Annotated in this window: 9 protein-coding genes; 4 read left to right on the top strand and 5 right to left on the bottom strand. The window is 64.2% G+C overall.

What is annotated here, in order from left to right; translation table 11 throughout:
* Nucleotides 1-82 precede the first annotated feature (82 nt).
* Complete coding sequence (locus FS665_RS08990) at nt 83-319, bottom strand: hypothetical protein (RefSeq protein ID WP_145186548.1); 237 nt, start codon at nt 317-319, stop codon at nt 83-85.
* A 175-nt stretch (nt 320-494) separates the two neighbouring features.
* On the opposite strand from FS665_RS08990, the gene FS665_RS08995 reads away from it, so the two are divergent.
* Together FS665_RS08995 and FS665_RS09000 are read left to right on the top strand one after the other, a co-directional pair.
* Nucleotides 495-881, top strand: a complete 387-nt coding sequence (locus FS665_RS08995) for a VOC family protein (RefSeq protein ID WP_145186551.1) — start codon at nt 495-497, stop codon at nt 879-881.
* A gap of 73 nt (nt 882-954) precedes the next feature.
* Nucleotides 955-1,524, top strand: coding sequence for a hypothetical protein (locus FS665_RS09000; protein WP_145186554.1), 570 nt, complete (start codon nt 955-957; stop codon nt 1,522-1,524).
* A 51-nt stretch (nt 1,525-1,575) separates the two neighbouring features.
* Here FS665_RS09000 and FS665_RS09005 read toward each other — a convergent pair whose 3' ends face one another.
* Together FS665_RS09005 and FS665_RS09010 are read right to left on the bottom strand one after the other, a co-directional pair.
* The gene (locus FS665_RS09005) at nt 1,576-3,255 is read right to left on the bottom strand and encodes an MFS transporter (RefSeq protein WP_145186557.1); all 1,680 of its coding nucleotides are present in this window, start codon (nt 3,253-3,255) and stop codon (nt 1,576-1,578) included.
* A 208-nt stretch (nt 3,256-3,463) separates the two neighbouring features.
* Nucleotides 3,464-4,390: an alpha/beta fold hydrolase gene (locus FS665_RS09010; RefSeq protein ID WP_145186560.1), complete on the bottom strand. Its 927-nt coding sequence runs from the start codon at nt 4,388-4,390 to the stop codon at nt 3,464-3,466.
* Nucleotides 4,391-4,617: 227 nt separating this feature from the next.
* Between FS665_RS09010 and FS665_RS09015 the strand changes: the two genes are divergently transcribed.
* Nucleotides 4,618-9,528 (top strand): NEL-type E3 ubiquitin ligase domain-containing protein, encoded by a 4,911-nt coding sequence (locus FS665_RS09015; protein WP_178108315.1) that lies wholly within the window; start codon nt 4,618-4,620, stop codon nt 9,526-9,528.
* A gap of 3 nt (nt 9,529-9,531) precedes the next feature.
* Here the strand turns inward: FS665_RS09015 and FS665_RS09020 are convergent, their stop codons facing one another.
* Complete coding sequence (locus tag FS665_RS09020) at nt 9,532-12,003, bottom strand: UvrD-helicase domain-containing protein (protein WP_145186566.1); 2,472 nt, start codon at nt 12,001-12,003, stop codon at nt 9,532-9,534.
* Between the two features lie 216 nt (nt 12,004-12,219).
* On the opposite strand from FS665_RS09020, the gene FS665_RS09025 reads away from it, so the two are divergent.
* Nucleotides 12,220-12,918, top strand: a complete 699-nt coding sequence (locus FS665_RS09025; RefSeq protein ID WP_145186569.1) for a pirin family protein — start codon at nt 12,220-12,222, stop codon at nt 12,916-12,918.
* 33 nt (nt 12,919-12,951) lie between these two features.
* Here FS665_RS09025 and pgm read toward each other — a convergent pair whose 3' ends face one another.
* A complete protein-coding gene (pgm, locus tag FS665_RS09030) occupies nt 12,952-14,589 on the bottom strand; it encodes a phosphoglucomutase (alpha-D-glucose-1,6-bisphosphate-dependent) (RefSeq protein WP_145186572.1) in 1,638 nt (545 codons plus the stop codon).
* Between the last annotated feature and the right edge of the window lie 29 nt (nt 14,590-14,618).

Here is a 14,618-nt window from a genome sequence, read left to right on the forward strand (position 1 = left end):
GGCCGAGGGTTCGAGGATTTGCCTATGGCTTGGGCATATATTTACTGCATCGATGGCGCTTGTCGGTCAGCGCTGCCAGCTCTCACTCGAACTCGACATTGACCATGACACAGTCATCCCCCACCGGCTTGAAGCCTGCTTCACACGGCATGCCGACGATCGGCGCTACCGAGCGTTTGCAACGCTGCGGCCTATCCGAGGCGTCGCGCTGATCGAATGTGCTGATCGCCAGCTGGGCATCCGCATCGACGCTCAAGGCTTGTTCCCGTTGCGCATGAACTCCACCTGCCAGCACCAGCAGCATTATCAACGTAGCCATCTCCATACCTGTCACCTCCTGATCGGGATTGAACTGGGTGATCAGGCTAGGGCTGCGTGGCGCGCGCGCGCAGCTGGAATGTCCTCCGCGCTCGTCTGCAGACCCCGACACGACTGGTGAAACAAGCCAAAGCGTCTTTACTGCTTAATAACGACCCCAGGAACGGTGTGCGCCTATGAAGATCGTTGTCACCAGCATCCTCGTCGACGACCAAGCCAAGGCCTTGGCCTTCTACCACTACGTGCTCGGCTTCATGCCCAAACACGATAACCCCATGGGCCAACATCGTTGGCTGACGCTGACCTCACCCCACGACCCCAACGGCGTCGAGCTCCTGCTCGAACCGGATGCGCATCCTGCGGCCAAGACCTACAAGCAGGCGCTCAAGCAGGACGGCATCGCTGCAACGACCTTCGCGGTGCGCGATATCGACGCTGAATATATCCGTTTGTGCAAGGCCGGCGTCATCTTCACCCAGGCGCCGACGAGCCTCGGCGACGTGACCGTCGCGGTGTTCGACGATACCTGCGGCAACCTGATCCAGATCGCGCAGAAACACTGATCGCCCCCATGACAGGCGCTGTAGCCCTGGCTACAGTGCTGCCGTAGCCAGTGCGCCACAACAAGGAAAACCAATGCGCCACGAATTCAGCGACGTGCTCAACGACCTGGTGGATTATTTTCTGCTGGGCGATATCCAGATGCTCGAGCGCTTCAAGCAGGAAAACCAGCTGCCAGACGACCTCGCCCGTGCGTTCACCAGCACCGACAGCGGCGATCAGGCGGTTGCCGAGGGTGTGGTGGTGCCACTGGCCGGCGTCGATAACCTGCCCTATCACATACTCTTCACCCTCGATGGCACCACGCCAGCCTTGCTCGAACCTGGAAGTCGCCTCAAGCACAGGCGCAATGGTTATGTGCTGCACGTCCAGCACCGGGCCGTGATGCTGTACACCTGGCGCATTCTGCAGCACTTCACCAACAAGACCCTGGGCGACCTGCTGGCCCGTTACCAGGTGCCGGGACGGCCGATCATCGAGCTGGACAACGGTTGGTATGACGTCGAGGTGCTGGCCGGGGCGCTGATCCGCGACGGCCTGTACGAACCGGCGTTCGAGTTCGTGCTGACCAAGCGCTGGAGCCGGGGCGAAGCCAAGCAGGTAGACACTGGCTATGCCTTCAGCTTGCGCGGCTATTTCGATTGAGCGTGGCGCTCAAGGCCGCAGGCCTTGGCGCCACCTCACTGGCAGCGCACTTCAGGTGTGATTGATGTCGCGGTCCTTGGTTTCCGGCAGGAAGCAGATCCCCAGCACCGCGGTCATCACGGCAATCACGATCGGGTACCACAGCCCGTAGTAGATATCACCGGTCGCCGCGACCATGGCGAATGCCACCGTCGGCAGAAAACCGCCGAACCAGCCGTTGCCGATGTGATACGGCAGCGACATCGAGGTGTAGCGAATGCGTGCGGGGAACAACTCGACCAGCCAGGCGGCGATCGGCCCGTACACCATGGTGACGTAGATCACCAGGATGGTCAGCAGCAACAGCACCATCGGGTAGTGGATTTTCGTGGGGTCGGCCTTTTCCGGATAACCCGCTTCCTTCAAGGCGCCGCCCAGGGTGGCGGTAAAGGCATCGCTGCGGACCTTGAGGTCGCCAGCGGTCAAGGCGCTCCCCTCGAAGCTTGGGATCACCCGCTCGCCAATGCGCACCTGCGCAGTACTGCCGGGCTCGGCCGCCTGGTTGGTGTACGGGATCGCGCGCTTGGCCAGCAAGCTCTTGGCAATGTCGCAGGAGCTGGTGAATCTGGCCTTGCCCACCGGATCGAACTGGAACGCGCACTGCGCCGGGTCGGCCACCACCACCACCGGGTTCTGCTCCTGGGCGACGAACACATCGGGGTTACCGTATTGGGTCAACGCCTTGAAGATTGGGAAATAGGTCAGTGCGGCGATGATGCAGCCGGCCATGATGATTTTCTTGCGGCCAATGCGGTCCGACAGGCTGCCGAAGATGATGAAGAACGGTGTGCCGATCAGCAGCGAACCTGCGATCAACAGGTTGGCGGTCTGCGGCTCGATCTTGAGCATCTGCAAGAGGAAGAACAGCGCATAGAACTGCCCGGTGTACCACACCACCGCTTGCCCGGCAGTCCCGCCGAGCAGCGACATGATGACCACCTTGAGGTTGTCCCAGCGCGCGAACGACTCGGTCAGCGGCGCCTTGGATGCCTTGCCCTCGGCTTTCATCTTGAGGAACACCGGCGACTCATTGAGCTGCAGGCGGATATACACCGAAATCGCCAGCAACACGATCGACAGCAGGAATGGCACGCGCCAGCCCCAGGCTTCGAACACCTCGGTGCCCATCAGGGTGCGGCAGGTGAGGATTACCAGCAGCGACAGGAACAGCCCCAGTGTCGCGGTGGTCTGGATCCACGCGGTGAAAAAGCCTCGCCGCCCTTTGGGCGCATGCTCGGCCACGTAAGTAGCGGCGCCGCCGTATTCGCCCCCCAACGCCAGGCCCTGGAGCAGGCGCAAGGTGATCAGGATGACCGGCGCCGCCACGCCGATGGTCGCATAGCTGGGCAGCAGACCCACCACTGCGGTGGAAATACCCATGATGACGATGGTGATGAGGAAGGTGTGCTTACGCCCGATCATGTCGCCCAGGCGGCCGAACACGATAGCGCCGAAGGGCCGCACGGCAAAGCCTGCGGCGAAGGCCAGCAAGGCGAAGATGAACGAGGTGGTTTCATTGACCCCGGCGAAGAAATGCTTGGCGATGATCGCCGCCAGTGAGCCGTAGAGGTAGAAGTCGTACCACTCGAATACCGTGCCCAAGGAGGAAGCGAAGATGACCTTGCGCTCCTCCTTGGTGATCCCGCGTTGGGGCGCGCTACTGCCCGTGGATGCGCTGTCGAGAACCGCCATGGGTTGCCTCCGTCTTGTCGTGTTCGCAGGCCGGAGTACCCAGTACCCCTTTCACCATCGCACCCAGGCCCTAGGGCTAGCATTGGTTGCGCGAAGCACGACGAGACGCAGGGCCTCGGATCGCAGCAAGGTCATCTCAAGCATAATCCGCTTTGCCGAGATATCCACTGGCCAGCATGCCGACAGTCTGGCCAATGTGGCTGGCGCGTTACTCGTTCACCGCCCGCTGCAGCAACCCGCCCTCATGGCGCGCGAGGATACGCAGCAATTGATCGACCAACGCCCGGTCCGGCGCCTCCAGGTGAAAATGATGCCCGCCTGGGTGCCATGAAACCTTGGCCTGCGCCGGCAAGGCCTCCCGGCGCGCCTCGAAGCCGGTGCCGGCGAACGCACCTTGGCGACCGAACATCAGGTACAGCGGGCAGCGGATTTCCTGCAGCAGCTCGCACGCCTCGCGTTCGGTGAGTGGCATCGGTTCGGGCAGCACCAACCGAGGGTCGTGGCGCCAGCAATAGCCGTCGGTCAACTGCAACAAATCACGCAGCGCCAGGATCCGCGCTGCATCTTCGCTCAGCTCGCCATCCAGGCGCTTGCGCCGCTGCTCCAAGGCTGCCTCAAGGTTGTCGAAGCGGCTCGCCGCAGGCTCGGCAAACCCTTGCAACTGGCTGCGCTGGACCATGCGCTTGAGCCGATAGGCCCGCGCCAGGTGCTGCACGCGCTCGTCTTCGGCAACCGTGAACGGTGCGCCCATGCCGTCGAGAAAGGTCATGCTGGCGATGCCACTGGTCATCGCCGCCAGCACCGAGGCAACGCCGCTGCCCATGCCATGCGCGAGTACATGAAACTGCGCAAGGCCCAGGCTTTCGGCGACGGCAAGCATGTCCTCGGCGTGTTCCCACAGGTAATAACCGCTGTCATGCCGGCGATGGTCCGAGCGACCGTGCCCGACCAGATCAGGGGCGACCACGAAACAGCCGTCGAGCATGGGCGCCAAGCGCTCGAAACTGGCGGCGTTATCGAGCCAACCGTGCAGGGCCAGCACGGGGATACCGCCCTCCTCGCCCCAACAGCGCACGGCGATTTCGATGCCATTGAGGTCAAGCAGATGGTCCCTGGGTGTCGATGATGAACGCATGAATACCTTCCTGTTTGGAGGCCTGGCACGCGTGCCGGAGCGCAACCACCAGGCCGGGCCTGCAAGAGACTTCGACGTCTTACCTTCTCGCGATGAGCGCCGTCACGTTGCTCCCTGACCGACACAGGCGTAGGCGACACCGACGCATGCCGTGCTACCTATCTACCCCAAGGGCCAGGGCGGGCTCTGTGCTCAATGGGCGCTTCGGCAAACCATGGAGCATCCCGATGAACCCAGTCCGTCCTTATCATGCCCAGCAGCTGGCGCGCAGCCTGCCGTCGTGGACCACACATCTGCACAGCAGTGCGGTCGAGGCGATCATGAGCGCTCAACGCCACCCATACCTTCAGGCCGATGGCCAGGCCGAACCGTGGTACCTGAGCGCCGCCGCGCAGCAGCGCGAGGCGCTGCGGGCGGCGCTGAAGCAGCGTGACCACAGCCTCGAGGCCTTGCATAAGGCCCTGCAGCCGCTGCAGGGCTTGACCGAGTTTTGCCAGCCGCTGTTGCAGCAGGCGTTGGCGATTCCCGCCCCGGTCGATCGGGCGGTGTATTTCTTCCAGCCGTTCAAACGCCGCCCCTTCGTCCAGGTCGAAGGCGAATCTGGACTGGCGGCAGGGCTGGAGCACGAGCAGTTCGAGTACGATGCCAGCGGCACCGCGCGCAAAGTCAGCTTGCTCGAAGCGGCCCTGCACAACTTCGTCGATAGCACGGAAACCGGCCCCTACAGCGAACTGCACAGCAGCAAGACCGACAGCACGCGGCTGGTGGGCTTGAGCGTGCCCGGATTTGTCCAGACCTGCCGTGAACTGGACCTCGGGCAGCGTTATCAAGATCACCTCGCAAGCCTGTACGACGGCGAGCAGGCAGCACTGCTCGAAGCGCGCTGGTGCCAAGCGAGCCGCGACGAGCTGCGGGTTCACGCGCAGATCGCCGCCATGCAGGACAGGCTCGACGCGCTCGGCCTGTCTGCCATCGAGCAGCTGTGTGCCCACGCGCGAACGCCCTCCCATTCCGGCGAGCCCTGGGTGTGCCGGCGACTGGAACTGTTTGGGGTGCCGTTGCACGACGTGTTGGTCATTGGCCCCGCGCAGCCCGGCGCAGCCAACCCGTGCATCCTGTTCATCCCTGGCGCCCCAGACGCGCCGCTACAGCAGTACAGTTCGGCCCAAGCCGCAGCCGCCGGTCTCACCCGACGCATGCAGCACAGCGCGATGCTGCAGTGGATGATCCGCCGTGCACCGCAGGCTTTGCAGGCAGCGCTCTTCAAGCGGGTGACCGAGCGCCTGTTCGACCGACCGCAACCGCCCACGGTCCCGCCGCTGCTGCCTAAGCCCGACCCGCATCTGGACTTCGCCACCCACCCCCTGCCCGCTGCCCCCTGGGCCCGCCTGTACGCCGCCCATGTCGCCAGGCTCAAGGCTGACGCCGCCTGCCTGGCCGTGCCTACCGCTCAAGTCGACGCCCAGGCGCGACTGGCACTGCTGGAGCATATCGCCTCCGTGGGCCTGGACCTGGCCAATGTGGCCGCGCTGTTCGTCCCTGGGCTCAATGGCGTGATGCTGGCGGTGGGCGGTGCACAGTTGATGAACAGCGTGTTTCATGGCATCGAAGCCTGGGAGCAGGATGACAAGGCCCAGGCAGCCGCCCAGCTGGAGTCGGTCCTGCTCAACATTGCGCTGATGGGCGCAATCGGCGGTGGTGTGGCAGTGCTGAAAAGCTCACGGTTCGTCGACTCGCTGATCAGCATCGAACACGCAGGTGGTGAGCGGCTATGGCGGCCGGAGCTGGCGTCTTACGCAACAAACCGCACGCTGCCCGCATCGGTCACGGCCAACGCACGCGGACAGTTGTTGCATCAAGGGCGTTTTTACGCGCGCCTGGACGGGCGGTTATACGAGCAACGCCTAGGCGCTGACGGTCAATGGCGGCTTGTTCATCCGGCCGACCCGCACGCCTACCAGCCTGTCATGCGTCAGGTTGGCGAGGGCGCATGGCGAATCGAAGGCGAACAACCGCTGGATTGGCCGCGACAACAACTGCTCAGCCGCCTGGCAGGCGACGCCGAGGACCTTGCCGAGGCCGACCTGGATGCCGCGCTGCGCTGCACAGGCCTGGACGAAGACACCTTGCGCCATGTGCATGTGAGCGAAGGCAACACGCCGCCGCTGCTGGCCGATGTCCTGAATCTGCTGCGGGTCGACCAGAACGTCGACCAGCTGATTGGCGCGCTGCGGCACGGCGCATCGGTGGCAAACTATCCGGGTTACGTCGTCGACCAATTGCTCGAGCTGCCGGGCTGGCCAGCGGATCATATGGTGGAGGTGTTCGAGGGTCCTGAAGCCTGGGGACCTTCAACCCTGTATGGCAGCGCCGCACGCCCTGAAGCCAGCGTCGTGACACTGACGCGCAACGATCTGGAACTGGGCCAGCTGAGCCAGACCGTGCTCAGCCAACTGGACGAGTCGGCAGCGAGCGCCCTGCTACCGAGCATTGCTGAAGCGAACGACCGGGCCAGTGCGCTGAACGGCGTGCTCGCCGATGCCCTGGGCGCCCATCGCACTGAGCTGATCGAGCGGATATACACGGCGGCCCAGCCACCGCTGAGCGAAGAGGCGCAGGTGCTACAGCGCCAATTCAACAGCCTCTCGCAGCGCACCTTGGAAACCCTGGTGGCCCACGCCAGTGCGCTCGAACGTACACGTCTGGGCAGTGGACGCGTGCCGCTGCGCATCGCCGAAGAAGCCCGCAGCCTGCAAGCCCGGGGGCGGCTGGACCGGGCCCTGCTCGGCCTGTACCAGCCCAGGTTGGCCAATGCCGATAGCGCGACCTTGCAGCACGCGCTGCAAACGATGTATCCCGAGGCCAGCCCGGCGCAGCGCCTGCAGCATGCCCTGCTCGATCGCCGTCAAACGGCGCGACTGCTCGGCCAGCAGCCGCAACGCGCGGGCTATCGCTCACCCCTGCGCCTGGCCGATGGGCGCTTTGGCTACCCTTTGAGCGGTCGCGGCAGATGGCGCGAGTGGATTCGCCAAGCCACCACCAGTATTGAGGAGCGCAGGCTGCAAGAGCTGTATCCCGCACTGTCTGCACCTGAGCGCCGCGCGCTGGTGGAAACCCTGCGCCAACGTGGCGATGCCGCCGAGCAGATCCGTCATCTGCAACGCGAGCGCACCGGCTTGCAACGCCATCTGCAGCGTTGGGTCAGTGAGGCCGACGCTGCGGCACGGCACAGCCGCCAACAGTTCGAACAGGCTATCACCCGTGCCGCACGTCGCGATGATGGCGCCACCCTCACGCTCGAGCATATGACCCTGGAGCAACTGCCGGCGCTGCCGGCACGCCTGGATCACATAACCTCGCTGAACCTGCAGGGGCTTGGTTTACAAAGCCTGTCGGGCGAATTTCTGCAAAGCTTCCCGCGCCTGGAGCATCTGCGCCTCTCACGCAACCCCCGGTTGCAGCCTGAGTCACTGATGCAGGCGCTCAGACAGGCGCCGCGGCTGCGCACATTGGCCGTGACCGGCAGCCCGATTGGGGCACTGGACGACGCCGGTCGGGCCACCTTGGCCCATTTGCGGGGGCTGCGAGCGTTGCGCTTGCACGGCGTCGAACTGGCGCTTGGCGAAGGCGACTGGCAAACCTTGGCAGCCTTGCCGCTGGAGCACCTGCAACTGAGCGACAACGCGATTACCCTGAGCGCGCAAGCCGCTGCGCGGATCGGCCAGATGACGCGTCTCACCGAGCTCAACCTGTCGCACAACCCGCTGGGAATGGCGCCTGAGCTGGCCACGCTGGAGCATTTGCAGAGCCTGGACCTGAGTGGCTGCGGCTTGCAGGACTGGCCGCACGGTCTGAGCGCATTGATGCAGCGGCCCGACTACGCGCTGCGCACCCTGCACCTGAGCGAGAACGCCATACACGAGTTGCCGACGCTCGATGAGATCCTCGCGTCTGCCTATGCCAGCGACTTGCTGAGCGAACACAGGTTGGCCTGGGAGTTTCATTTCAACCAACTTGCCCCGGAACAAGCGCAACGGCTGCGTGCGATCGGCGTGGGCATCGTCGAGCATGCTGACTTCCTGGCCGAGGACCAGACGGTGGACTGGCGCGCCAGTGCCAACCCCGATCAGCGCCAGCAGTGGGACGCGCTGTTCGACCAAGACAACCACCGTGCGCTGCGAGAGGTGCTGGAACGGGTCGGGCGCTCGGCACAAGCCCAGCACAATCAACAGTCGCTGGGCGCTCAGGTGTGGCGCCTGATAGAGGCCGCCAGCCACGATCAGGGCTTGCGCCAACGCCTGGACGAGGTAGCCAGTGATTTTCCACCATCGTGTGGCGACGCCGGCGCCGATGGTTTCAGCACCCTGGAGGTCGAGTTGCTGGCCTACCGCGAGAGCAGCAATGCCGAGATTCCCACCGCTGATCTATTCGGCTTTTATCGACGCCTGTTCCGCCGTGAGCAGGTCAATGTGCTGGCGGCCCGTATCCACGCTGCGCGGCTCGCGCGTCAAGCCGCTTTTTTGACCTGGCTGGGCGAAGCGCCGGAACTGCGCACGCAGTTTCCACAGCTGCCTGCGCTGGACGAACTCGACGACATCAGCTTGACCGAGCTGGAGCAAGGTGGCGTCGACGATATCGAGATTCGCCTGGCCCTGCGCCAGGCCACGGCGCCGACCCTGGATTTCCCGGAGCCAAGCCAGGACATGCTCTACCGCGAGTCGGCGCACATCAGCAGCACCACCAGCTTCAACGTCGAGCAGGCGGTGCTCGAGCTCGACGGGGATAGCCGCGCGCGCCAGGCATGGATTGCCGCGCAGCCGAGCTGGCGGCGCTTGCTCAGGCAGCGCTTCGCCCTGCACTTCGGTGCACTGGACAGGCGCTGGTATCAGGGCATGGAATACCTGGACTACTGCCTCGACCCCGAAGCAGAGCCGGTGACCGAGCTGGACGGTCGGGTACGTGAGCACTTGGCTGAAGCGCTCCCCGCCCCCTTGCAAGACGGCGCAGGACGGCTGCAGCGCATGGCGCTCAACAGCCAGCAATACCAGGCTGCGCTGGACCGCCTGATGAGCGAGCGCCAAGCTGAGCTCGAAGCGCTCTACACGCGCCTGACCCGTCAGCAGGACGCCCTGGGCTAGGCGCTATTGGCCGCGCAAGTCTTCGAAAAAGGCTTGCCGGCCATCGACCTGGCTGGAGGCTCGAGGCACGCCGGCTGCCTCGCCATTGGCCGCCTCCACATGCCAATAGCAGTGGCTGATCGCCCGCGTCACGGCGACGTAGGCCAGGCGTTGCACTTCCTCTTTCTGCGCGGTATCGAACGGCTGGGCATCGCCCGGGCGACCCAGCCCAGCCTGACGATACACCTGGTTCTTGTACGGCGAGCTGGTCAGGTAGTGACAATCGCCGAGCATGAACACCGCATCGGCTTGCAGGCCTTTGGCGCTGTGGTAGGTCAACTGGCGCAGGCGCCGCTGCTCGGCAGGCAACGCCGCCTCCGCCTGCAACACGCCCTGCAGATGGTCGATCATCAAGGCCCGGTCACTGCCCTTGCGGTACAGCATCATCACCGACTCGCCGCGCGCGTAATGCTCCCTCAGCGTCTCGGCCAAGGCCGCTTCGTCGCGATCGAACACCTTGACCGGCGAGCCCGGCAACTCGGCGGCCGGACCGCTTGCCCGGGCTTTCTTGCCGGCGATGGCCGGCGTGCCCTTGACCAAGTGCTCGGCGGCGTCGATGACCTGCTGCTGGCAGCGGAAGTTGTCGACCAGCATGACCCGGGTGTTGGCAGGCGACGGGAAGGCTTTGACGAACTCCATGAAGTATTTTGGTGAGCTGCCGCGCCAGCCGTAGATCGACTGCCAGTCATCACCGACACACAGCAAAGACGCATGCGCGGCCGTGCGACCGCTGTGCATGGCCGGGCCGCGACGGCGGATTTCCCTCAAGCTGGCGCGCAGCCAACTGACGATTTGCGGCGATACGTCCTGGAATTCATCGATCATCAGGTGTGCCAGCGGCCGCAGCAACGGATCGGGCAGCAAGCGCAGGTTTTCTTCGTTGTTCTCGCCAAACAGGGCAAACATGCGGTTATAGGTCATCACCGGCGGCGATTGATCCAGCAGGTGCGCCTCCAATGCCTTCCAATACAGCGCCAGCGCTTCGAAGAACAGTGCATCGGAATCGCCGCTGGGGAAACTCATGGCGGCTACCGCTGGATTGACCTCCAGCCCCAGATTCTCGATGAAATTGGCCGCGCCTACGAAGGCATCGAGCAGGGGTACGGCGGCCAGCTCGCCTTTGACCTTGTATTCGAATCCAGGGCCGGCCACGGCATCGCCTGCGAGCGATGCTGCCAGGCGTCGCGCCATGGCGTAGTTGTCGAGCCAGATCAGCGGCTTGTCGCAGAACGCCTGCAGCAGGGTGCGCTTGACCGCCCATTCGGCACGCACCGCAAGCTTGGCACCTGGGCGTTGGTACTGGGCGCTTTCACCGGGGTCGAAGCCGAGTACGACCCACGCATCGAGCCCTTCCAGACGCCCGTGCACGTGAAAGCGGCTGCCGCGCACGTCGACGGTTTCGCGGCACGGCTCGATGCCTGCAATCGGCCAGGCGCCGGCGGCGAACCAGAGGTCTTCGATGACGTCGCACAGCTCTTCGTCGCGTTGGGCCGCCAGTTGCGTCACCTGCACCCGCTTCTGTACATCGGGATGTTCAGGGTCCAACGGCTTGAGCTGCAGGGCTTCGCGGCGCAACGTGGCAATCAGCTCGGCGAAGCGTGGACTGTCCTTGAGCAAAGCGCTGTAGCATTGGTTGAGCTGCTGACGCTGAGCCTCGTTCAAGCGCAGTTCGAACGGATTGCTGTCAGCCTGGGCTTCACTGCCGGCCGGCATGTCGTTGCCCAGTGTCTCGAAGGCCCGTAACTGGCCAAAGCCAGGCAAGCTGCGCACCAGGGGCAGGATGCGTGAATGAAAGGTGCGGACCAGTTCCCGCGCCTTGACCGGTTGCAGGTTGACCTGCCACAGCGCGAACACCTGGAGCAGGCGCTTGATGAAATCCTTGCGCGATTCGCGGGTGAAGGTCACCACGGTCATCGCGTCGAGCTCGTAGCCCAGGTAATGGCGCAGCAACAGGATGCGCAGCACCAGCGAGGTCGACTTGCCGGCTCCCGCGCCTGCAACCACGCAGGTAGAGGGCGTGTCGCTGAAGATGAGCTTCCATTGCGCAGCGCTGGGCTGGGACTCGGCGGGCAAGCGCTGGGCGACATCGGCCTTGAAGCGCTTTTTCAGATCGGCGCTGATGGGCAAGCGCCAGTCATCGAAGAGGTTATCGTCCTGGCCCGGTACCGCCGCCGTATCAGGGCGGGTATCGCGTATCACCAGCACCTGCCGGCCGGCCTCGTAACCCTCCGCTCGCCCCCGCTCGAGACCGTCGCGCACGCCGTCGGCGTGGCCATCACGCTGGCCGAGGAAATGGCCGTGAAACCAGGACTCGCGGTGCTGTACCCGCAAGCGGTTCAAACCATGCTCCAGCAAACGGGCGAACAGTCGACGCAGCCACGGCAGCTGGGCAGCAGGTTTGAGTTCGGCAAGGGCCTGGGGTTGCTCGGGGGCCACGGTCACTCCGGTTGAATCGAAATGTAGGACATGGTGGCTGTAATGACTGAAAAGTGCCAGCGATTGCTGGAAGATCAGTGAATTAGGCGATGAACCGCAGAATCAGCCTCAGTTAAAAGATCGAATGGATGGATTGTTTTAAGCCGATATTTACGCTTAATTTCGATCAGTCAGTCGCGCATCATGGTGACATTCCCTGATTCGAGGAGCACCACAATGCTACAGCTTCGACCTTTTGCAGAACTTGGCCACGCCAACCACGGCTGGCTCGATGCGCACCACCACTTTTCCTTCGCCGAGTACTACGACCCGGCGCGCATGCACTGGGGTAACCTGCGCGTGTGGAACGACGACCTGATCGCTGCCGGCAGTGGTTTCCCGCCGCACCCGCACCGTGACATGGAAATCATCACCTATGTGCGCGAAGGCGCCATTACCCATGAGGACAGCCTGGGCAACAAAGGCCGCACTGACGCAGGCGATGTGCAAGTCATGAGCGCCGGCAGCGGTATCGTGCACAGTGAGTACAACCAGGAAGACATCGATACGCGAATCTTCCAGATCTGGATCGTTCCGCAAAAAGCGGGCGGTGCACCCTCCTGGGGAACTCGTCCGTTTCCCAAAGGGGAGCGCGGCGAGGGGTTCATCACCTTGGCCAGCGGTCGCGCCGGTGACGAGGACAGCTTGCATATCCGCGCCGATGCCCGTCTGCTGGCGGCGACCTTGCACGCTGGCGAAACGGCCGAGTACCGCTTCGAGGCCGGGCGTAGGGGCTATCTGGTGCCCGCCAAGGGATTGGTCGAGGTCAATGGCGTACGCGTCAACGCCCGCGATGGCCTGGCGATCGAGCAGGAAACGCTGCTGCGGGTGAGCGCTGAGCAAGACAGCGAAATCGTCCTGGTGGACGTCGCTTGAGGAAAACGGGGCCGCCTTGCGGCCCCTCGGCCATCAGGCGATGGCGGCATCGACCAGCACTTGCGCCTCTTGGACCAGACGCTTGAGGTGCGCCTCGTCGACGAAGCTCTCGGCGTAGATCTTGTAGATGTCTTCGGTCCCGGACGGACGCGCGGCGAACCAGCCATTGGCGGTCATGACCTTCAAGCCACCGATCGCCTGGCCATTGCCAGGGGCCTGACTGAGGATCTGGACGATCGGCTCGCCCGCCAGCTCGGTGGATTTCACCTGCTCTGGCGCCAGTTTGCTCAACGCCGCTTTCTGCCGCGCATCGGCCTTGGCCTCGACGCGGGTCGCGTACGGCTTGCCCAGCGCGGCAGTCAGCGCGTCGTAGGCCTGGCTAGGGTTGCGCCCCGTGCGCGCAGTCATCTCGGCCGCCAGCAGTGCTGGGATCAGACCGTCCTTGTCGGTGGCCCAGACCGTGCCATCCTTGCGCAGGAACGACGCACCTGCGCTTTCTTCGCCGCCAAAGCCGAGCGTGCCATCGAACAACCCCTGAGCGAAGAACTTGAAGCCCACCGGCACCTCATACAACTGGCGGCCCAGACGCTCGGTCACGCGATCGATCATGCCGCTGGATACCACCGTCTTGCCGACTGCGGCGTCGCTGCGCCATTGCGGGCGGTGGCGGTAGAGGTAGTCGATGGCAACAGCCAGGTAGTTGTTCGGTTGCAGCAGGCCATCGGCGGTGACGATGCCATGGCGGTCATGGTCAGGGTCACAGGCGAAGGCCACGTCGAAGCGCTCGCGCAGGCCGATCAGGCCTTGCATGGCGTAGGGTGAGGAAGGATCCATGCGGATCTGCCCGTCCCAGTCCACGCACATGAAGCGGAAGGTTGGATCGACCTCGGTGTTCACCACTTCGAGATTGAGCTGGTAACGCTCGGCGATCGCCGACCAGTAGCGCACCCCAGCGCCGCCCAGCGGGTCGACGCCCAGGCGCAGGTTGGCGCTGCGGATGACGTCGAAGTCGATGACATTCTCCAAGTCGGCCACGTAATGGCTGACGTAGTCATGACGCTGGGTGGTGGCGGCTTGCAGCGCCTGACCATGGTCGATGCGCTTGACCCCGGCGAGGCTCGCCTCCAGCAGCTGATTGGCCTTGGCCTCGATCCACTTGGTGACATCGCTGTCGGCTGGGCCACCATTGGGGGGGTTGTACTTGAAGCCGCCGCTTTGCGGAGGATTGTGCGAGGGCGTGATGACGATGCCATCGGCCAGCCCGGTGCGGCGCCCACGGTTGTAGCACAGGATCGCGTGGGACACGGCAGGGGTCGGCGTGTATTCGTCGTCCTTGGACAGCATCACCTGCACACCATTGGCCGCCAGCACCTGCAACGCGCTGGCCGCCGCAGGGGCGGACAGCGCATGGGTGTCGGCGCCGATGAACAGCGGCCCGTCGATGGCGTGCTCCTGGCGATACAGGCAAATGGCCTGGGTAATCGCCAGGACATGGTGTTCGTTGAAGCTCAGGTCGAACGAGCTGCCGCGGTGCCCCGAGGTGCCGAAGGCCACCCGCTGCGCTGCCACGGCAGGGTCTGGGCGGCCCGTGTAGTAGGCGGTCAGCAGGCGGGGAATATCGACCAGCACGCTAGCGGGAGCCGGCTTGCCTGCCAAAGGACTGAGCGTCATGCAAAAACCTCGAGTTCAACGAATGTGGG

The sequence above is a fragment of the Pseudomonas sp. URMO17WK12:I11 genome, assembly GCF_007677725.1.
In the GTDB taxonomy this organism is placed as follows: domain Bacteria; phylum Pseudomonadota; class Gammaproteobacteria; order Pseudomonadales; family Pseudomonadaceae; genus Aquipseudomonas.